This window comes from uncultured Olegusella sp., from assembly GCF_947253395.1.
In the GTDB taxonomy this organism is placed as follows: domain Bacteria; phylum Actinomycetota; class Coriobacteriia; order Coriobacteriales; family Atopobiaceae; genus Olegusella.
Map to the genome: position 1 here is coordinate 1 of NZ_CAMXYY010000021.1, position 20,238 is coordinate 20,238.

At 49.1% G+C, this 20,238-nt stretch carries 15 protein-coding genes; 13 read left to right on the forward strand and 2 right to left on the reverse strand.

Features of this window, described 5'->3' with window-relative positions; translation table 11 throughout:
• From Q0X25_RS03275 to Q0X25_RS03335, 13 genes are all read left to right on the forward strand, one after another.
• Nucleotides 1–854: DUF2130 domain-containing protein (locus Q0X25_RS03275; protein WP_298579017.1), on the forward strand; the 854-nt coding region annotated here is incomplete at its 5' end.
• Nucleotides 855–952: 98 nt separating this feature from the next.
• Nucleotides 953–1,249, forward strand: coding sequence for a metal-sensing transcriptional repressor (locus Q0X25_RS03280; RefSeq protein ID WP_298579018.1), 297 nt, complete (start codon nt 953–955; stop codon nt 1,247–1,249).
• A 52-nt stretch (nt 1,250–1,301) separates the two neighbouring features.
• Nucleotides 1,302–3,866 (forward strand): heavy metal translocating P-type ATPase, encoded by a 2,565-nt coding sequence (locus Q0X25_RS03285; RefSeq protein ID WP_298579019.1) that lies wholly within the window; start codon nt 1,302–1,304, stop codon nt 3,864–3,866.
• A 165-nt stretch (nt 3,867–4,031) separates the two neighbouring features.
• Nucleotides 4,032–5,051 carry a LacI family DNA-binding transcriptional regulator gene (locus Q0X25_RS03290; protein ID WP_298579021.1) on the forward strand — a complete coding sequence of 340 codons (1,020 nt, stop codon included), beginning with the start codon at nt 4,032–4,034 and terminating at the stop codon, nt 5,049–5,051.
• Between the two features lie 100 nt (nt 5,052–5,151).
• Nucleotides 5,152–6,480 carry an ABC transporter substrate-binding protein gene (locus Q0X25_RS03295; protein WP_298579022.1) on the forward strand — a complete coding sequence of 443 codons (1,329 nt, stop codon included), beginning with the start codon at nt 5,152–5,154 and terminating at the stop codon, nt 6,478–6,480.
• Between the two features lie 124 nt (nt 6,481–6,604).
• A complete protein-coding gene (locus Q0X25_RS03300; RefSeq protein ID WP_298579023.1) occupies nt 6,605–7,507 on the forward strand; it encodes a carbohydrate ABC transporter permease in 903 nt (300 codons plus the stop codon).
• Entirely contained in the window at nt 7,507–8,373 is an 867-nt protein-coding gene (locus Q0X25_RS03305; protein WP_298579024.1) for a carbohydrate ABC transporter permease, read from the forward strand. The genes Q0X25_RS03300 and Q0X25_RS03305 overlap by 1 nt, the downstream gene beginning before the upstream one ends.
• Before the next feature lie 2 nt (nt 8,374–8,375).
• Nucleotides 8,376–9,884, forward strand: coding sequence for a 4-alpha-glucanotransferase (gene malQ / locus Q0X25_RS03310; protein ID WP_298579025.1), 1,509 nt, complete (start codon nt 8,376–8,378; stop codon nt 9,882–9,884).
• A complete protein-coding gene (locus Q0X25_RS03315; protein ID WP_298579026.1) occupies nt 9,872–11,077 on the forward strand; it encodes an ABC transporter ATP-binding protein in 1,206 nt (401 codons plus the stop codon). Before malQ ends, Q0X25_RS03315 begins: the two co-directional genes overlap by 13 nt.
• A gap of 593 nt (nt 11,078–11,670) precedes the next feature.
• Entirely contained in the window at nt 11,671–13,146 is a 1,476-nt protein-coding gene (locus tag Q0X25_RS03320) for a glycogen synthase (protein ID WP_298579027.1), read from the forward strand.
• A 118-nt stretch (nt 13,147–13,264) separates the two neighbouring features.
• Nucleotides 13,265–15,256, forward strand: coding sequence for a molecular chaperone HtpG (gene htpG, locus Q0X25_RS03325; RefSeq protein WP_298579028.1), 1,992 nt, complete (start codon nt 13,265–13,267; stop codon nt 15,254–15,256).
• A 157-nt stretch (nt 15,257–15,413) separates the two neighbouring features.
• On the forward strand, nt 15,414–17,597 hold the full coding sequence (ligA, locus tag Q0X25_RS03330) for an NAD-dependent DNA ligase LigA (RefSeq protein WP_298579030.1): 2,184 nt from the start codon (nt 15,414–15,416) through the stop codon (nt 17,595–17,597).
• Between the two features lie 23 nt (nt 17,598–17,620).
• Complete coding sequence (locus Q0X25_RS03335) at nt 17,621–17,749, forward strand: manganese efflux pump (protein ID WP_298579031.1); 129 nt, start codon at nt 17,621–17,623, stop codon at nt 17,747–17,749.
• Between the two features lie 63 nt (nt 17,750–17,812).
• On the opposite strand, the gene Q0X25_RS03340 is transcribed toward Q0X25_RS03335, so the two are convergent.
• Both Q0X25_RS03340 and Q0X25_RS03345 read right to left on the reverse strand, forming a co-directional pair.
• A complete protein-coding gene (locus Q0X25_RS03340; RefSeq protein WP_298579032.1) occupies nt 17,813–18,748 on the reverse strand; it encodes a zinc dependent phospholipase C family protein in 936 nt (311 codons plus the stop codon).
• Nucleotides 18,749–18,839: 91 nt separating this feature from the next.
• Complete coding sequence (locus tag Q0X25_RS03345) at nt 18,840–19,958, reverse strand: LTA synthase family protein (RefSeq protein WP_298579033.1); 1,119 nt, start codon at nt 19,956–19,958, stop codon at nt 18,840–18,842.
• Nucleotides 19,959–20,238 lie beyond the last annotated feature (280 nt).

Genomic DNA, 20,238 nt, shown 5'->3' on the forward strand with positions numbered 1-20,238 from the left:
GCGTTAATACCTTGCAAATGCAGATGTCTGAGCAGCTGGCTGGTCGTGATGCTCTCATCAAACTTCGCGAAGAAGAGATTTCTCAGCTTAAGGATATGAAATCTAAACTTTCGGTCAAATTGGTAGGGGAGTCTTTAGAGCAGCATTGCCAAAATGAATTCAACAAGATTCGTATGACCGCATTTCCTCAGGCATATTTTGAGAAAGATAACGATGCTTCTGAGGGCACAAAGGGGGATTTCATCTTTCGTGAAGAAGCTGACGATGGGGTTGAACTACTCTCTATCATGTTTGAGATGAAAAATGAATCTGCTAGTTCGGATGCGCGCAACCAAAAGACGAATGAGCATTTTTTTGCCAAACTAGATGCTGATCGGCGTCGTAAGGGCTGTGAATATGCTGTGCTTGTCAGTCTGCTTGAGCCTGAAAGTGAACTTTACAATCAAGGCATTGTGGATGTGTCCTATCGTTATCCCAAGATGTATGTCATCCGTCCGCAGTTCTTTATTCCGCTCATTTCTTTTTTGCGTAATGCTGCTTTATCGGCAGCTGATGCTCGCCGTGAATTGGCTGAGATTCGTCAGCAAAATATCGATGTGACACAGTTCGAAGAAAAGATGCAGAATTTCCAGGATGGTTTCTCCAAAAATTTTGCCGCTGCGTCAAAACGTTTTGACGCAGCCATCGAAGAAATTGACAAGACAATCTCACATCTGCAAAAAGTTAAAGACAACCTCTTATCTTCCGAAAATCAACTACGACTTGCTAATGATAAAGCACAGGGTCTTACTATTCGTAAGCTTACTTGGGGCAATCCCACCATGCAGGAAAAATTCCGCCAGCTCGAAAAGTAGGGGCTTGTCCTTTTCTTCATATAAGCTGCTGTCTGATTATGATATACCCCATAGGGGTATATTGTCTTTAACTACAGCATAAATGAGGAGGGATGCGGATGGCGAAGCAGTGCGCATATAAGCAGACGTCTCGCTCGGATGAGCTGAGAGGGGATGTTACTCGTCGTATCAATCGCGCGATTGGTCAGCTTAATGGTGTAAAAGCCATGATTGATGACAATCGATATTGTGGCGACGTACTCACACAGCTTGCTGCTGTGGAAAGTGCAGTCAAAGCAGTGAGTCGCATGGTGCTCAAAGAGCATTTAGAAACCTGTGTAGTTGAGCAGATCCAAGTGGGTAATACCGAAGTGCTTGATGAGCTTATGGCCCTACTCAAGAAATTTGGCGCCTAAAGACTGTTGCTATGCCAGCTTAAAGATGTGAGGTTGGGTTTTGGGGAAAGACATGAAAGAAACTCTTGATATTACCGGCATGACTTGTGCTGCTTGTGCTGCTCGTGTGGGCAAAGCCGCAGCTGCGGTGCCAGGGGTGAGCGCTGCGGATGTTAACTTACTTAAAAATTCAATGACCCTAGATTATGATGGCTTGTCTGCAACAGTCCAGGCGGTCGTGGCAAGCGTAGAAAAAGCAGGTTATGGCGCTCTGCGTAGACAGCATTTAGATATAAGTAAAAAGGACGTTGCTGTTTTTGCGCCTGGAGAGATTGCGCGCAAGACTCAAGAAGAAAAGCTTCGCCAGTTCATTATCTCCGCAATCTTTGAATTGCCGCTTTTTTATATTGCAATGGGGCCCATGTTTGGATGGCCTCAATTGCTATTTTTTGCGGGTCAACAAGGGATGATGGTGCGGGCGCTTGTTGAGCTGCTTTTGTTGCTGCCTATCCTTTTGGTTAATCGTCATTACTTTGTGCTTGGTTTTCGCAGCTTAGGACAGCTATCGCCCAATATGGATAGTTTGATTGCTATTGGCACTGCATCGTCAGTAATGTATGCGCTTGCAGCGACTTTGCGCATGGCTTGGGCGCTTGGTGGCAGCGATTTTACCCAGGCGATGGTAGCTTCGCATGATTTGTACTTTGACTCTGCAGGTATGATTTTGACTTTGATTACCTTGGGTAAGTACTTTGAAGCTCGGGCAAAAGGCCACACTACTGATGCGATTGCTTCGCTTATGAATCTGGCTCCAAAAACGGCAAATGTTATGCGTGACGGAGAAGAGCAACAGGTTCCTGCCGAGGACGTGCGCCTCGGTGAGCACGTTATCGTGCGCGCTGGCGAGTCTTTGCCTGTAGACGGTGTGGTACTTGAAGGTTCTGCTTTGGTAGATGAATCTGCAATCACAGGCGAGCCTCTTCCTGCAGAAAAAAAGGTGGGTTCAAAGGTGAGCGCTGCCACGACGAGCACCTCGGGATGGATGACAATTGAGGCTCGAGCAGTTGGAGACGATACGACACTTTCTGCCATTATCCGCTTGGTTGACGAAGCTACCAGCTCCAAAGCTCCTATCGAGCGCGTGGCAGACAAGATCGCTGGTGTATTTGTACCGGCAGTTATTGGTATTGCTTCGATAGTGCTGATAGTTTGGTTGCTTTTGGGCGGGGGACTTTCAGTAGCGCTTATGCATGCGGTATCGGTACTGGTGATTTCTTGCCCCTGTGCTTTAGGTCTTGCCACTCCCACCGCCGTTATGGTGGGTACTGGCAGGGGAGCAGCACATGGCATCCTTATCAAGAGTGCCGAGGCTCTTGAGGGTGCGTGTAAGGTTGATATGGTCGTGATGGACAAGACAGGCACTATCACGGAGGGAGCACCTCAGGTCACCGATGTTGTTGTCGCAAAGGGCGTTAACGAAGATGACCTTGCAAGACTTGCTTATGCGCTTGAACAAAAAAGCGAACATGTTTTAGCGCGCGCTATCATTAGTTGGGCAGAAGCCTATAAGGATCAAGACGGACATGCTATTGCTGTGCAAAATTTTCAGCAAATTGATGGTGGCGGACTGACAGGAATTTTGGAGGGCCAGCAGATTTTTGCGGGGAATCGTCGCCTGATGGAGACAAAAGGTGTCGAGCTGGGAGCTCTGCTTGCTGCGGCTGAGACTGCTGCAGCCCAGGCCAAAACTCCAATCTTTTTTGCGGAAGGTACGCGAGCTGTTGGGATGCTTGCCGTTGCTGATCCCATCAAAGCGAGTAGCGCCGAGGCAATACGACGCCTGCGTGGCATGGGCATCAAAACCTTACTGCTTACTGGCGATCAGTTGACCACCGCAACAGCAGTAGCTCAAGCAGTGAGTGTTGATGAGGTTATTGCAGGCGTGCTCCCGCAGGAAAAAGAGCAAAAAATTCGCGAACTACAAAAGACGGGTAGCACGGTTGCTATGGTAGGTGATGGTATTAACGATGCGCCTGCACTTGCTCGTGCTGATATTGGTATTGCTATTGGTGCAGGTACCGATGTTGCCATTGAGTCAGCAGACATTGTATTGATGCACTCCGATCCCAACGATGTAGCAAGCTCTATCGACTTGTCACAGGCAACGCTTAAAAAAATCAAGTCAGGTCTCTTCTGGGCGCTCTTTTACAATGCACTTTGCATTCCCATCGCGGCGGGCGTGCTTGTACCTTGGGGCGTCCAAATTAATCCGATGATTGGCGCTGCAGCTATGGGTGCCTCGAGCGTTTTTGTGGTAAGCAATGCCTTGCTTTTGCGTTTATGGAAGCCAAAGAAGCTCAAATGTAGCAGTCAAAATATCAGCGTCATGCAGGAGAGTCAGTCTGCATTGATAGAAGGCGAGGAAGAAATGTCTCACAAGCAGCTCAAGGTTGAGGGCATGATGTGCCAACATTGCGCAGCTCATGTCACGCAAGCGTTTGAGGGTATTAAGGGTGTCAAGAATGTCACTGTCAATTTGGAGGAGGGCACAGCTGATCTTGACGCAGCTTTGCTTGTTCGTGATAGCGCACTTATCAAGGCAGTTGAAGAAGCGGGATATAAAGCACGTATTGTGTAAGTGACGCTTGCCGAGCAAAACTAACCGCTCACCTAGAATCTGGGGCACGCCTGTGCCCCTTTTTTATGTTAGAAGATAGAATAAGGACAGTTGGAAACGTTACCAGTAACGTTTCCAATAGCAAGATAAACAAGTCTTGCACAGATGAGTCGAAGGGGGGAGACCTTGGCCACTATCAAAGACGTTGCAGCATTGAGCGGCGTTGCAGTGAGTACAGTCTCTCGTACAATCAACGGTCATCCCGATGTGAGCGCAGAAACTCGAGTCAAGGTTATGGATGCTGTGCGCGAGCTTCGCTACGTACCCAATATCAGCGCTCGCGACCTTGTACAAACCCAAGCAAAACACCTTGGTGTAGTGATTCGTGGTGCAGAAAACACATTTTATACCCCCATCGTGCGCACTATCGGACAGCACATCGATCGTGCGGGATACACCATGGTGATCGATCAACTTGAGTTTGATTCTGATGAAGTTGCAGCTGCGGCAGCACTCGTTCAGTCTAAGCGCCTACGCGGTGTTATCTTGCTTGGCGGTCGTTTTGACTATAACCCTGAGGATATTGCTTCCATTGGTGTTCCAGTCATTTGTTGTACTCATGCCAATCAGTTTGGCAGCCTCGATGAAAGTTGCTATTCCTCGGTTGCTATTGATGACGAAGCAACTGCTTTTCAGGCAACAAATAAACTTATTGAGCTGGGTCACAAGCATATAGCGGTGCTGCTTGCAGCAAAAGAGGATCACTCTATCTCCGAGCTTCGCTATCGCGGATATTGTTGCGCTCTTCGTGAAGCAGGACTGACGGTCGATGAAAATCTTGTCGTTAATGCATTGGATTTTTCGCTTGAGGCAGCCTATGCGGGAACTCGTTCACTCATTCAAAATCACCCCGAAGTAACAGCTCTTTTTGCGGTAGCCGATTCTCTGGGAATTGCTGCGCTTAAAGCTCTTCATGATGAAGGCTTGATTGTCCCCCAGGATTTTTCGCTTATTGCCATCGACGGAATTGAGCTGTCGTACTTTGTCATTCCCACCTTAACCACCTTGGTACAACCCCAGATAGAGCTGGGAGAGCTTGCTGTCGATACGCTGCTCTCGATGCTCAATAAGAAGGATTCTACGCGGCACATCCGTGTGGAGACATATCTGCGGAAGGGAGGCACCATCGCTCCAGTTGCTTTGTAGATGTAACAAAGTAGGCACGGCTCGTTATGTAGGACACGTTATGTAGGGCTCGAACGCATCACAAGATGCGGGAAGAATAAACAGAGGGAAAGGATTTGGTATGAGCAAGAAAATGACACGTAAGGCTTTCTTGGGTACTGCAGGTCTTGTTGCAGCAACAACCCTCGCTGCTTGCGGTGGTAAGGGTGGCAAGGGTGGTGCTGGTTCCTCCGCAGACGAGGGTGGCGCTACTGTTTATTGGCTCAACTTCAAGCCCGAGATTGATGAGCTCCTCCAGAAGCTCGCAAAGAAGTACAGCGATGAGAAGGGCGTCTCTGTCAAGGTTAAGACTGCAGCAGCGGGTACCTATGAGCAGTCCCTTACCGCTGACATGGACAAGGCTGATAAGGCTCCTACGCTCTTTGTTATCGGCAACGCCGCAGGCGTCAAGTCCTGGGGTGAGTATGCAGTTGACCTCAAGGGCACCGCAATCCAGAAGGAAGAGATTGACGATACCTACGACCTCTTTGATGAGACGGGCAAGATGGTCTCCCAGGGTTACTGCTATGAGTGCTACGGCATCATTGTCAACAAGGACCTTGTTGAGAAGGCTGGCCACAGCATGGATGATATCACCAACTTCGATGGTCTCAAGAAGGTTGTCGAAGACATTCATGCTCGCAAGGATGAGCTTGGATTTGACGCTTTCACTGCATGCGATATGACCGATGACAGTTCTTGGCGCTTTACTGGCCACATGGCAAACCTCGAGTACTTCTATGAGGAGAAGAAGGCTGGCAAGAAGTGGGAGGAGTGCCCCAAGACCATCACGGGTGAGTTTTTGCCTAACTACAAGATGCTCTTTGACCTGTGCATCAACAACTGCACCGTTGACCCCAAGACTCTCTCTACCGACACTTCCTACTCCAATGGTCAGGAGTTCATCGATGGCAAGGCAGCCTTCGATATTCAGGGCAGCTGGCAGTATGCCACCTATGCAGAGGCTCAGAAGAACACCACGATGATTCCTTATTATTGTGGCGTTGAGGGTGAGGAGAAGGCCGGTCTCAACTGCGGTACCGAGAACTGCTGGGCCATCAACACCAACTCTTCCGAAGAGCAGCAGAAGGCAACCCAAGACTTCATGGTCTGGCTGGTTACCGATGCAGACGCTTCTGCTCAGCTTGTCGAGCAGCTTGGCATTATGCCGTTCCAGAACGCTGCAGAGTCTACCAACGCCTATCTCAACGATGCTGCTGCTTACACCGAGAAGGGCCACTATGTCATGGACTGGGCTACCAACTATCAGCCCAACGTTGATGATTACCGTAAAGCTCTTGTCTCGGCTATGAATGCTTACTGCGCTGATCAGACCGATGCAAACTGGGATGCAGTCAAGACTGCCTTTGTCGATGGCTGGGCAACCCAGTACGCAAAGGCAAATGCCTAAGCTTGAGCAACTCGTGCTAGCGATTTAGTTTGGAGCCAGGACGGGATGAAATTGCCCCGTCTTGGCTCTTTACCCAAATGCCACTCTGTATTGAATTCATTTTGAGAAGCAGAAAGGAGAGAGAATGGCTGCTAAGCTCAAGACTGGAAATTCAATCCGCAGGTCTACACGCCATTGGGCATGGCTTTTTATTCTGCCCGTGTTTGCTGCATTTTGCATCGGCTTCATTTGGCCCTTTATCCAAGGCATGTATTTGTCGCTGTGTAGCTTTAGGCTTGTCTCCAACGCTCAGTTTGTTGGATTTGCAAACTTTGCAACGGCTTTAGCTGATGAAAGTTTCCAGCACTCTTTCTGGTACACAGCTCTTACCGCAGTGGTAAGTCTCGTGCTTATCAATGTGTTGGCCTTTACCGTTGCCTACGTACTCACCCAAAACATCAAGGGTTCCAATCTCTTCCGTACGGTCTTCTTTATGCCCAACCTTATTGGCGGCATTGTTTTGGGTTATATCTGGTCGATGATTTTTGATGGCATATTGCGCGCCTATAACACATCAATATTGCTTAATACTTCCTACGGTTTTTGGGGTCTTATCATCTTGATGTGCTGGCAGCAGGTTGGCTATATGATGATTATTTATATTGCCGGTCTGCAGGCTGTGCCTGAGGATATGCTTGAGGCCGCCAAGATTGACGGTGCAACCAAGCTACAGACCCTCTTTAAGGTGACAATTCCCAATGTCATGCCCTCGATTACCATCTGCATGTTCTTGTCGCTTACCAATGGCTTTAAGCTCTTTGACCAGAACCTTGCTCTTACTGGTGGTCTGCCTTACATCATCCAGCCTGATGGCAATACCATCAATACGACTGAGATGTTGGCACTTAACATCTTCAACACCTTCTATGGCTCTGCTACTGCAGCTCGCGGTGTTGCACAGGCCAAGGCAGTCATCTTCTTTGTACTCGTCGCGGCACTTGGTTTGGCTCAGCTCTTTTACACCCGTAGAAGGGAGGTGCAGCAGTAATGGCAAAGACAAAAGAACAGACGCTCGCTGCCGAGCGTCGTACCAAGACTACCTTGTCGGTGACACTTGCAATTATCTGCATTGCTTGGGTACTGCCTATGGTTGCTGTGGTTATCAACTCATTTAAGAAAAATACCTTTGTCAAGACCGAGACCTTTGCTTTGCCTACAGCAGACAGCTTTGCTGGTTGGGGTAACTTCATCAAGGGAATGACCTTCGGTAACTATCCTTTTGCAAGCTCTGCTCTCTATTCGGTCATCATTACTGTTTTATCAGTAGCACTTATTTTGGTGTTCTGCTCGATGGCTGCTTGGTATATTCAGCGTGTGAACTCGCTGTTTTGCAAGGCTGTGTACTACCTTTGCGTCTTCTCGATGGTAGTGCCCTTCCAGATGGTTATGTTTACCCTGTCTCGTACCGCCTATGTGCTACACATGGACAATCCCTTTACCATTCCCATCATCTATCTGGGTTTTGGTGCAGGTCTTGCCATCTTTATGTTCTCGGGCTTTGTGAAGGCAATTCCTCTTGAGATTGAAGAAGCGGCTGCAATTGATGGTTGTGGACCGGTTCGCACCTTCTTCCTCGTCGTTTTGCCCATGCTTAAACCCACTCTTATCTCCGTGGGTATCCTTGAAATTATGTGGGTCTGGAACGACTACCTTCTGCCCTATTTGGTGCTTGATACCAATGAGTACCGCACAATTCCTATCCATATTCAGTACCTCAAGGGTAGTTACGGCACCGTCGATCTAGGTGCAACGATGGCTTTGATTTTGCTTGCCATTATTCCTGTTGTTGCTTTCTATCTTGCCTGCCAGAAGCACATCATCAAGGGCGTCGCAGCTGGCGCTGTGAAGGGTTAGCCATGGAGAGGTCGAGTGGCATCATAGCTCCGCTTTTTTCACTACCATCGCCCTATGGTATTGGTAGCTTAGGCGCTGCTGCACACGAGTGGATTGATTTTCTTGCTGCAGCAAAGCAGAGCTGGTGGCAATTGCTGCCGGTAGGTCCTACGAGCTATGGAGATTCGCCTTACCAAAGTCCTTCGACTTTTGCAGGTAATCACTACTTGATCGACCTTGACTTGCTTGTCCAAGATGGACTTCTTAAGGCAAAAGAGCTTATGGCAGTTGAGTGGGGAAATGATCCTGCGCGTGTTGACTACCAGGCGCTCTATGAGCATCGCCTATCACTTTTAGCCTTGGCTTGCGAGCGTGGCTGGCAGCGTGATGCTGCAAAAATTGCGAGCTTTGCTCGGAAAAATGCCACTTGGCTTGATGACTATGCGCTGTTTATGGCCGTCAAGCGTCACTTTGGTATGGTTGCTTGGACCGATTGGCCTGATGAGGCTATTCGCCTACATGACCGCAAAGCTTGCGAGGCATATCGCATAAAACTTGCGAGTGATGTGCGTCTCTTTGTGTATACGCAGTATCTCTTCTTCCAGCAGTGGGAAGAATTGCGTCGCTACGCACACAAACGGGGTGTGGGCATCATTGGTGACCTGCCAATTTATGTGGCAATGGATTCTGCCGATGTTTGGGCTGAGCCTGCAAACTTTCAGTTGGATGAACTGAACGTCCCTACGTTTGTTGCAGGTGTACCACCTGATAATTTTTCAACAACCGGTCAGCTTTGGGGTAACCCTTTGTACGATTATGAAGCAATGGAAGCTGATGATTTTGGCTGGTGGCGTCGTCGTGCTGCTGGTGCCGCTCGTCTGTTTGATGTCATTCGCATTGATCACTTCCGCGGTATCGAGAGTTATTGGGCGGTACCCTATGGTGCGACAACCACCAAAGACGGCCACTGGGTCAAAGGTCCTGGTATCCGTCTTGTCCATGCTATTAAATCTGCCATTGGGGATTGTGGCTTGATTGCTGAGGATTTGGGTTACTTGACAACTGAAGTACGTGAATTGCTTGCTCAATCTGCCCTTCCAGGGATGAGGATTATGCAATTTGCCTTTGACTCACGCGATCAGGATAATGCAGGCATTATGCCAGAAGACTATCCCCAAAATTGTGTGTGCTATGTAGGTTCTCATGACAACGCGCCTATTGGTGCATGGGCACAAGAGGTCCAAGCAAGTGATTTGGCAGCGGCAATAAAATATCTCAAGGCAAAAGATGAGTCCGATCTGCCTTGGGCTTTTGTACGCGCAGGTATGGCAAGCAAAGCACAGCTTTTTATGGCACAGATTCAGGATTATCTGGGTCTTGGTGCAGATTCTCGTATCAATTCGCCGGGAATTCTCGGCGACAACTGGCAGTGGCGTCTTGTGCCTGGCCAGCTGAGCAAAAGTCTGGCGGCACACATTGCCGACCTCACCACCCAGTATGAAAGGAGTGTGAAGCACTCATGGCAACAGTAAGTCTACGTCATATCGAAAAGGTGTATCCCAACACCGAGGCAAAGAAGGGCTTGTTTGGCAAAAAAGCTCAAGCCCCCAAGAAGAAGCACAATCTCAAGGTAACTGATGAGGGTGTTTTGGCAGTAGAGGACTTCAACCTTGAAATTGCTGACCGTGAGTTTGTTGTTCTCGTTGGCCCTTCGGGCTGCGGCAAGTCTACTACCCTGCGCATGGTTGCAGGCCTAGAGGAGATTACCCGCGGTGAGCTGCTGATTGACGACAAACTTATGAATGATGTGGCGCCCAAGGATCGCGACATCGCAATGGTTTTCCAGAGCTATGCTCTCTATCCTCACATGACCGTTTATGACAATCTTGCTTTCCCCCTTAAACTCCGCAAGGTTGAGGCGAGCGAGATTGACCATAAGGTTCGTGAAGCTGCAGAGATTTTAGGCATCACTGAGTACCTTGAGCGTAAGCCCAAGGCCCTGTCTGGTGGCCAGCGCCAGCGCGTTGCTATCGGCCGTGCTATTGTTCGTGAGCCCAAAGTCCTGCTTATGGATGAGCCGCTCTCCAACCTTGACGCAAAGCTGCGCAACCAGATGCGTGCAGAGATCATTAAGTTGCGTCAGCGTATTGACACTACCTTTATCTATGTCACGCATGATCAAACCGAGGCCATGACTTTGGGTGACAGCATTGTCATCATGAAAGATGGTGTGGTACAGCAGGTTGGCACTCCTCAGGAAGTCTTTGATCATCCCGCCAATCTCTTTGTTGCAGGCTTTATTGGCGTACCTCAGATGAACTACTTTGATGCTGAACTCGTACGCAAGGGTGATAGCTACACGGTGGTCATAGGTGATGTTGTAGTTGAGCCAAGCGCAGAAAAGCAAGAGCGTCTCCTTGCACATGATGTCCAAAGCCAGGCCATTACGTTGGGCGTTCGTCCCGAGCACTTGGAACTTGATACCAACGAGCCTCCCGCAGCTAATACGCTTAACGGTAGCGTTGAGGTCTCCGAGATGATGGGTTCTTCAATTCATCTGCATCTGAATGCCAGGGGTCAAGATGTTATCGTTATCGTTCAGACTACCGAGCTAGCAAAGTCAGGGTTAACGGCATTTGCTCCTGAAACGACGATTTCGTTCTCTTTCCCAGGTAATGCGGTGCATCTCTTCTCTAAGGAAGATGAGCATAACCTCGAGTTTTAAGCTCTAGAGTTTACTTGCACTCCCTCTGTCGGCAGCTCACTTTTGGGTGGGCTGCCTTTTTGTGACAGCTCATCAATCTGATTTCGTGTGCTGAGCCAAACGCCACGTTCTATTTCAATCAACACGGCCCTGCTTGCCAAAAGCCACGTTCTATTTCAGAAAAAATGTCAAAAGCCACACTCTATTTCAAAGGGCTTGACGTTTGCCCAGGTAGATTTTTTCCGGGTGAAATGAAACGTGGCTTTTGGCTAAAAAAGTGAAGTAGAACGTGGCGTTTGGCAATCCAGAAAGAAATATGCCGCGGATGGCACCTAGAATGAAGAACTCTGCGGTATGTGACAGCCAAGGGAGGCGAACCGTGGCTGGCTGTGATGATAGGTCATCAGTCCGTCCTCACACAGATTAGTTGTGATTGGAGCTGGCCTTGGACGCGAGGCTAAAGCATGCGTTTACGTGCGTTCCGAGGCTCTGTTTAACGCCGCTCACGGGTTGCTTGGCAGTGCTGCTGCGAGATTGAGTCAGTTTCGCTAAACTAAAAGAGTGACGGTGACGCCCGGACGTAAAAGCCGGTGCGAACGGGAGGAAGGCAAGCCATGGCTGCACCTAAGGTTCTGTTCGTTGGCTCCGAGTGCTATCCCTTTATCAAAACGGGTGGACTCGCTGATGTTATGGGCGCACTGCCCAAGGCTTTGGTAGCCGATGGGGTGGATGTGCGCGTTATTATTCCCAAATACAATGTCTTGCCCCAAGAGTACAAAGATCGCATGACGCATGTCTGCGACTTTTGGATGGATATGGGAGGTATTGGTAACCATTTTGTGGGTGTTGAGACCTTCGACCAAGATGATGTTACCTACTACTTCCTCGATAATGAGGATTTCTTTGGTTGGGGCGCACCCTATACCAATATGTATGATGACATCGAGAAGTTCATTTTCTTTGATAAAGCAGTACTAGCAGCATTGCCGGTTATTGGCTGGACTCCTGATATTATCCACTGCCACGATTGGCAAGCAGGACTTGTACCAGTGTTTTTGCGTACGCTCTTTTATGACACGGATCTTTCGCGCAATACCAAGTGTGCAATCACCATTCACAACCTGCGCTTCCAAGGTATTTGTGAACGCGAACGTATGCAGCGCGTTTCGGGTATTCCTGATGAGGCATTTGCACTGGATAAATGTGGTTATTCAAGTGCAGCCAATGCGTATCGCAATGATGCCAACATGCTCAAGGGTGGCATTGTTTACGCTGACCGGATAACTACGGTATCCGAGACGTATGCAGGTGAGATTCAGACTAGTGAGTATGGCGAAGATCTTGATGGCATTATGCGCTACCATGCCTCCAAGATGGTGGGTATTGTTAACGGTATTGACTATGAGGTCAACAACCCCAAGACTGACAAGCATCTGACATATAACTATTCCTCGCGCAATGTCATTAAAGGCAAAGCCGAAAACAAGCTGGCACTTCAGCGTGAGCTTGACCTTGTTGAGGATCCAAGCAAGATGGTCATTGGCTTGATTTCGCGTCTTACCAACCAAAAAGGACTTGACTTGGTGGGCACCATTGCTGAGGACATGGTTGCTGACGGTAATACGCAGTTTGTTTTGCTTGGTACAGGCGATAGCGATCTTGAAAATATGTTCCGTGATCTTGAGTGGCGTCACCACGGCACTGTCTCTAGTTCCATCATGTACTCGGGCGAGCGTTCGTCCAAGATTTATGCAGCAGCCGATGCCATGCTGGTACCTAGTCGTTTTGAGCCCTGCGGTCTCACGCAACTTATTGCTATGCGTTATGGTGCACTGCCTATTGTGCGTGAGACTGGTGGCCTGCGCGATACGGTTGAGCCGTATAACGAATACGAAGAGACGGGCGTGGGCTTCTCGTTTAACCACTACGATTCATGGTTGTTGCTCAATGCAGTTAACTATGCTAAGACGGTTTACTTTACGCGCAGACATAGCTGGGATGCAATGGTATGTCGTGCAATGACTCGCGACTTTAGTTGGAATGTTTCGGCCAAGCGCTACGAAGAGCTTTACCACAGTATGCTGGGCTAGACCGCTCGCGAGACGCAGAAAGAAAAGTAGAAATCTTAGTGTATAGCGCTTAGATTTCCTTCTTTTGGGTACCATATGTTTTGTTGATTCTGTATCCAATCGAAGGGGGCATTGCGCTATGCACCAGTTTAAGACTGAGTCCAAAAAGCTCTTGGACCTTATGATTAACTCCATCTATACCAATCGCGAGATTTTCTTGCGTGAGCTTGTCTCTAACGCCTCTGATGCGGTTGACAAGCTGTATTTTGCAAGTTTGACTGATCCTACTTGCAAGCTGGGTGATGATGAACTGCAGATTCGGCTGAGTGTGGATAAGGATACGCATACGTTGACGATTTCTGACAACGGTATTGGCATGAGTGCAGAAGAACTTGACCGTAATCTAGGCACCATTGCACATTCTGGGTCAGAGGAATTTAAGGCAGCCAATGTACAGGCAGCAGATGAGAAAAACGAGGAAAATTCCCATAGCGCAGCCGAGATTATTGGTCAGTTTGGCGTGGGCTTTTATTCTGCCTTTATGGTGGCAAAGAACGTGCGCGTGGTAAGTCGTGCCTTTGGCTCTGACGAGGCTCATGTGTGGGAGTCCAACGGTCTTGATGGCTACAGTGTTATGCCTATCGCTGCAGATGCATTGCTTGAGGGCCGCAACAATGGTACCGATGTTATCCTGACTCTGCGCGATGATACCGACGACGAAAAATATAGCGACTATTTAGAAGAGTGGCAGCTGCGCAATCTGATTAAACGTTATTCCAACTATGTACGTTATCCCGTACGTATGTTGGTGACTAAGAGTCGCCAAAAACCTGCTCCTGAGCCCAAACCTGAGGATTATACGCCTGAGTGGGAAGAGTATACCGAGCTCGAGACACTAAATTCTATGACACCCATCTGGCGCCGTCGTCCTTCTGAGGTGAGCCAGGATGAATACGATGAGTTCTACGAGCAAAGCTTCCATGACTATTCGAAGCCTTTGCGCACCTTCTCTTTGCACGCCGAAGGTACGCTTGAATATAATGCACTGCTCTTTGTGCCCAGTGAGCCTCCCTTTGATCTTTATAGTCGTGACTATGAGAAAGGTCTGCAACTCTATAGCCGTGGCGTGTTAATCCAGGATAAATGCGCAGATTTGCTGCCTGACTACTACAACTTTGTTCATGGCGTGGTTGACAGTCCCGATATTGCACTCAATATCTCGCGCGAAACCCTGCAACAGACGCGTCAGCTTCAGGCAATTGCTCGGCGTGTAGAGCGCAAGATTTCCAGTGAACTGCAGACCATGCGCGACGATGCACGCGAAGACTATGAGAAGTTTTTTGAGCATTTTGGCCGTGGCCTAAAGTACGGTATTTACGCTAGTTATGGTGCCAAGAAAGATTCGCTCGCAAACTTGTTGCTGTATTGGTCAGCAAAGCAGGGGCGTCTGGTGACCTTGGCAGAGTATGTAGCTGCTATGCCTGAAGGACAAGATGTTATTTACTATGCTGCAGGTGAGGATCGCGAGCGTCTAGAAAAGATGCCCGTGGTGCATTCTGTGCTTGACCATGGCTTTGACGTGTTGTTGATGACAGAAGATGTTGATGAGTTTTGCTTGCAAATGATGCGTGACTACAGCTGGACCCCTGAGGCCAAAGAGGGTGAGGAAGCCAAGGAGCGCACATGCGCATTCAAAAACGTTAGCTCGGGCGAGCTCGACCTGGCAACGGATGAGGAAAAGAAACAGGCCGAAGAAACGGCGGATGAAAACAAGGAACTGCTTGAAGCTATGAAGTCAGCGTTGGGTGATGCAATCTCAAAAGTTGCCGTATCGCCGCTTGCTACAGATGCACCTGCTGTTATTGCCTCCGAAGGACCCATTTCTCTGGAGATGGAACGTGTCATATCCGAAGGTCCCGAAGGTATGCCCCAGATTGGTGCTCAGCGTGTCCTGCAGCTTAATGCAACACATCCTGTATTTGAAAAGTTGCGTGCTGCCCAGCAAGCAGGAGATACAGACAAGCTCAATTTGATGAGTTCATTGTTGTTAGATCAGGCATTGCTTATGGCAGGTCTTCCTGTGAAAGATCCTGTAAGCTTTGCCCAAAATGTGTGCAAGCTGATGGCATAAATCCAGCTAGACAGCCTCATTAGTACAAATATGAGCGAAACGGTTCTGCCTTACGTGGCAGAACCGTTTCGTGGTATCTCAGAAGTTAGATAGGCAGACATTTTGTGTCGTCTGCATGCGTTAGGATAGATAACTAAAGCACATACAAGGGGGCAACGTGGCAGAACAAACTAATGATGAGCTTTGGCAGACTTCGCTTTTTGGTGAAGACAAACAGCTGGATACAGCTCCTCAATCTCCAGCGCAAACGCCTGCCGAGCGAGCAGTTGAACTTCGCGCCATCCTTGACCGCGCTGCCTATCAATACTATGTGCAAGATAACCCCGAGTTGACCGATGCACAGTTTGATCGCTATTTACGTGAGCTGCAGCATATCGAAGCAGAGCATCCCGAGTTATTGACACCCGATTCTTATACTCAGCGTATCGGTGGTTTTGTTGACCGTGCATTTACGCCAGTAACGCATGCACAACGCATGTATTCCATCGATGATGCCATGAATCTAGACGAGTTGGATGAGTGGCTTGAACGTACGGTAGAGTCGTTGGGTGGTAAAGATGTTGCCTTTACCTGTGAGCTAAAAATTGATGGCTTGGGAGTTGCTCTGACCTATCGCGATGGAAGATTAGTACGTGCAGCGACGCGCGGTGATGGCACAACGGGCGAGGATGTTACTGCAAACGTGCTGACAATTTCTGATGTGCCTCGTACTTTGGCACAAGCAGGACTTGCACAGGTGACGGGCGGTGGGCTAGGGCAATCCATTGAAGTTCGCGGTGAAGTTTACATGCCCAAGCATAGCTTTGTGCGCCTCAATGAGGATGCCGATGCTGCTGGCCTTCAGCCTTTTGCTAATCCGCGCAATGCTGCAGCAGGTAGTTTGCGCCAAAAAGATTCCAAGGTGACGGCTGCACGTGACCTCGCAACCTTTATCTATGCGGTGGCCGATGAGGAACCACTCGCCGTTAGCACGCAAGCTGGTTTTTTGGATTGGCTGCGCGACTGTGGTTTTCATGTCAATCCACATGCGCGTCGCTGTGCCTCTGCGGCTGAGGTACATGCCTACTGTGAGGCTGCGCTTGCTCACAGAGAAGAGCTTGACTATGACATTGATGGCGTTGTGGTAAAAGTTGATTCGCTTGCAGGTCAAGCCGCGCTGGGCGCTACCGCCCGTGCACCACGCTGGAGTATTGCTTTCAAATTTCCGCCTGAGGAGAAGACCACAGTGCTGCGTGAAATTCGCATTCAAGTAGGTCGTACAGGCGTGTTGACACCGGTGGCAGAATTTGATCCTGTAGTGGTTTCGGGCTCAACGATTGCGCGCGCTACCTTGCACAATCTTGATGAAATTCGTCGTAAAGATGTGCGCGTGGGCGATACCGTGATTGTTCGTAAAGCAGGGGACGTTATTCCCGAGATAGTAGGACCTGTGCGTGAGTTACGTCCCGCTACCGCTGTTGAGTTTGAAATGCCTACGCACTGTCCCAGCTGTGGGTCGCTTGTTGTGCGCGAAGAAGGCGAGGTAGCTTTCCGCTGCGTGTCTATGGACTGCCCTTCCCAGGCAACAGAGCGTTTGCTGCACTGGGTAAGTCGTGGTGCGATGGATATAGATGGTCTAGGAGACCAAATTGTTGAGCGCATGGTTGCCCAAGGCCTGCTGAGCGATGTGGCAGACTTTTACTACCTAACAGCAGCACAGCTCGCTGCCGTTGAAACTGGTCGCAGCTACGAGACCACCAGCAAAGACCATGAGGCTGGAGAGGCGATTCTTGTAGGAAAAACCATTGCGACAAAAGTGATGAGCGAGATTGAAGAGTCCAAGAGTCGTGGTTTGGCACGTGTACTTTTTGGTCTGGGTATTCGTATGGTGGGCGCTCATGTTGCTCGCTTGCTCGCCCAGCATTTTGGCAGTCTTGAGACTCTACAGCTTGCAAGCGAAGAAGATATTGCACAGGTTGAGGGTATTGGACCCAAGATTGCTGCCTCGGTGGTGTCCTTCTTTAAGATTGCCGATAACCTTGCGGTAATTGAGCGCTTGCGGCAGGCCAACGTTATGCTCGAAGAACAACGACAGGATGACTCTATTCCTCAGACGTTAACCGGTTTGACTTTTGTGCTAACAGGTACGCTTCCTCATCATGGGCGCAGTGAAGTTAAAAATGCTTTGCTTGCTCTCGGTGCCAAGGTATCTGGTTCGGTTTCAAAAAAGACGAGTTTTGTGATTGCAGGTGAGGCTGCAGGATCCAAGCTCACCAAGGCAGAGCAGCTAGGGGTGCCCATTTTGAATGAAGAAGCACTTGAACATATTTTGACAACTGGCAAGAGGCCTGGGTCAGAGTAAAATACTCGCCACAGATAATTTATATGCAAACAAGTTGCGTCATTGCGATTGTGTTGGGCAAGAAGCTTGGCACGTTGCTGGGCGATCGAGCTGAAGTTGTGGGCGGTATTGTTCTTGTCGGAATTGGTCTCAAAGCCTTCTTTGGCATATAGGCTAAGCGCTCATGCAGGCGGTTCAATAGTGTTGTAATTGGGCGCTCAAAAAAGCTGCAGGTACTACCCCATATCGGGTTTGCCATCGAAGTTAAGACTATCGACGATTTGCGCAAAGCCTTCACGGTCACCTGAGGACAAACAGTGCGACAGTGATTCCCAGCGCTCAAGACCCACATGATAGAGGTCGGGGAAACTTTCGTTTCGCGGTTTACCATCGGCAGGATTGATCCACCTACGCTGCTCAAGGTTTGCTGCGGTACAGGTATCGCTCTCACAGCTCACATGCGCCATTGCCAAGATTCGCGAATAGTGATTTGGACGTATCAGCTGCTCAAGCTTTGTCACAAGACGCGTACGCATACTACCTGCAGGCTCAATAAAACGATAAACCAATTCGTAATCAGCAACCGCTCCACCATAGGCAGCAACACCTATTGGTAGACCGTAGACCTGCAGTCCAACCTGGGCCATCAGCGCACCTGCAACTTGTGAAATGCGTTCGGTACGTGCTAGATAAGAATACGTGGGCACATCTGTAACGCTTATGCCACGTAGTTGGCGTAGCAGCCAAACGTCAATCTCACTTTCGAGCAGAGCGTGGATTTCTTCGCCAGCATCTTCAAGACCATAGTCAGCACTTGCCAGTTTGTCTTGTTGCGCATAAATCAGCGGATGAGCAGCACTGTCGAGTGCATAGTGGCCTAAATAACCCAATGACCACGCAAGGCCGATGCGCTCGTCTTCGCGACGCAGGTGACTTACTGCATCGCGTAGTACCCAAAATGCATCAACAATCTTGCGTTCGTGGAGCTCCCATCCTAGCTTGTGGCAGAGTTTGGCCTGTTCAGGAAAGGTGCTTATACAGGCAAAGAGGGGATCAGGACCCTGATTGCCCAACAAAAAGGCAAGTAACTCCTCTTCATTGCTCACGATATCTTTAGGTAGGAGTTTTACGGCATCTTCGCCAAAGAGGTGATGAGTAATAATAGCTGGCATTCATATTCTCCTTATAGCAGCAGCCGCGCGAGGCGGCTGCTGGAAGTAACAAATACATCCTATCCCAAGGCGAGTCATTGCATCTTGTGGTTTAACCACCAATACGTCCCCAGACAGTCCCTGCGTGCCCAGTGCCCGTGCGGAATTTGATGCCATCGCCAAAGAGCTGCTTATATTGCAGGGTTTGTAGATCGAGACGTAGTTGGGCAGCGGGTGTGCCTGCCTTTTGTGCGGCTTTTGTGCTGATCTCATTCCACGTGCCTGACTTATCTTGGTAGCCCAAGAGGTTGAGAACAGGCATGTCGCTATGTCGCATAACCAGCTCAGCTTTGTTGAGGTCGGTGAGTGGACCACCAATAAGCTGCAGCATATCAGCCGCAAGGAAGTTGGTACTGGTGTCGAGCTGCTGATTTTTCTTTGCACCAGCAACATCATAGTTAGCCCAAATCATGTATTCAGTTGTGCGTTCACGCTCCTGATGTACCAAATCGGAGGGATCATCGGTGATGAGCTTGTTGTATTCATTTGCAATGGAAGGCTGATGGTCACCAAAGAAGACCACTACAACCTTGCGATCAAGCTTGGAGAGTTGCTCTAAGAACTTCTCCATTGCACGATCCGACTCGTCGATAAGAGCCAGATACTCATCCAAAGCAGGGTTATTAATACCATGTACGCGGTAGTGCTTGACCATATCTGTAGGCAGAGCGCCTGTCTCATAACCGCCGTGATTTTGCATAGTGACATTGAGGAAGAATTGCGGGTTTTTGTTGGTCGTAAGACTCTCATAAATCTTGTCGTAGGTTGCCTCATCGGTAACCATGTTGCGTAGGCGAGCAGCACCGGTAAAGTCGTTGATATCAAGGAAACGATCAAAGCCAAAGGTGGGGTAAACCACATCGCGTCCCCAGTTAGTGGCAAGGTTAGGATGCATCGCAATGGTGTCATACCCCAGTTTTTTGAAGCTGGCAGCCATGTTGGGTACACCCTCCATGCTATAGACCATATAGGGATAGACGCCAGAACCCATAAATGCCATCGAGCAGCTGGTCATCAGTTCCCATTCAGAGTTGCAGGTACCTCCACCGTAAGGTGCAACGTAGAGAGCGCCTTTGGCGAGTGCACCTTGATAGTTTTTGAACCATTCAGGCCCGTTGTATGCGCCGCCCAGATTTGCATAGCGGGATAAATCAGAATAAGATTCATTCATGATGCAGATAACAGAGGGCTTTTCCTCATTAAACTGCTTGACCGCAGCTTTGTGCTCGGTGCTGGCTCCCAGAGTAGCGTCATATTTGGCGACGTAGTCAGCAAAGAGCTTTTCGGCAGACTTGTTGGAGTAGTCTTTGGGCTTTTCGGGATTGAAGGATTGAAGCTGGGTTAAAAAGGAGCTTATAAAGCCCTCACGCCAGTAGCTCTCTAGAGGATTCCAAGCGTTATAGACTGTCTCTTATACACATCTCCGAGCCCACGAGACCGTTATTCTAATC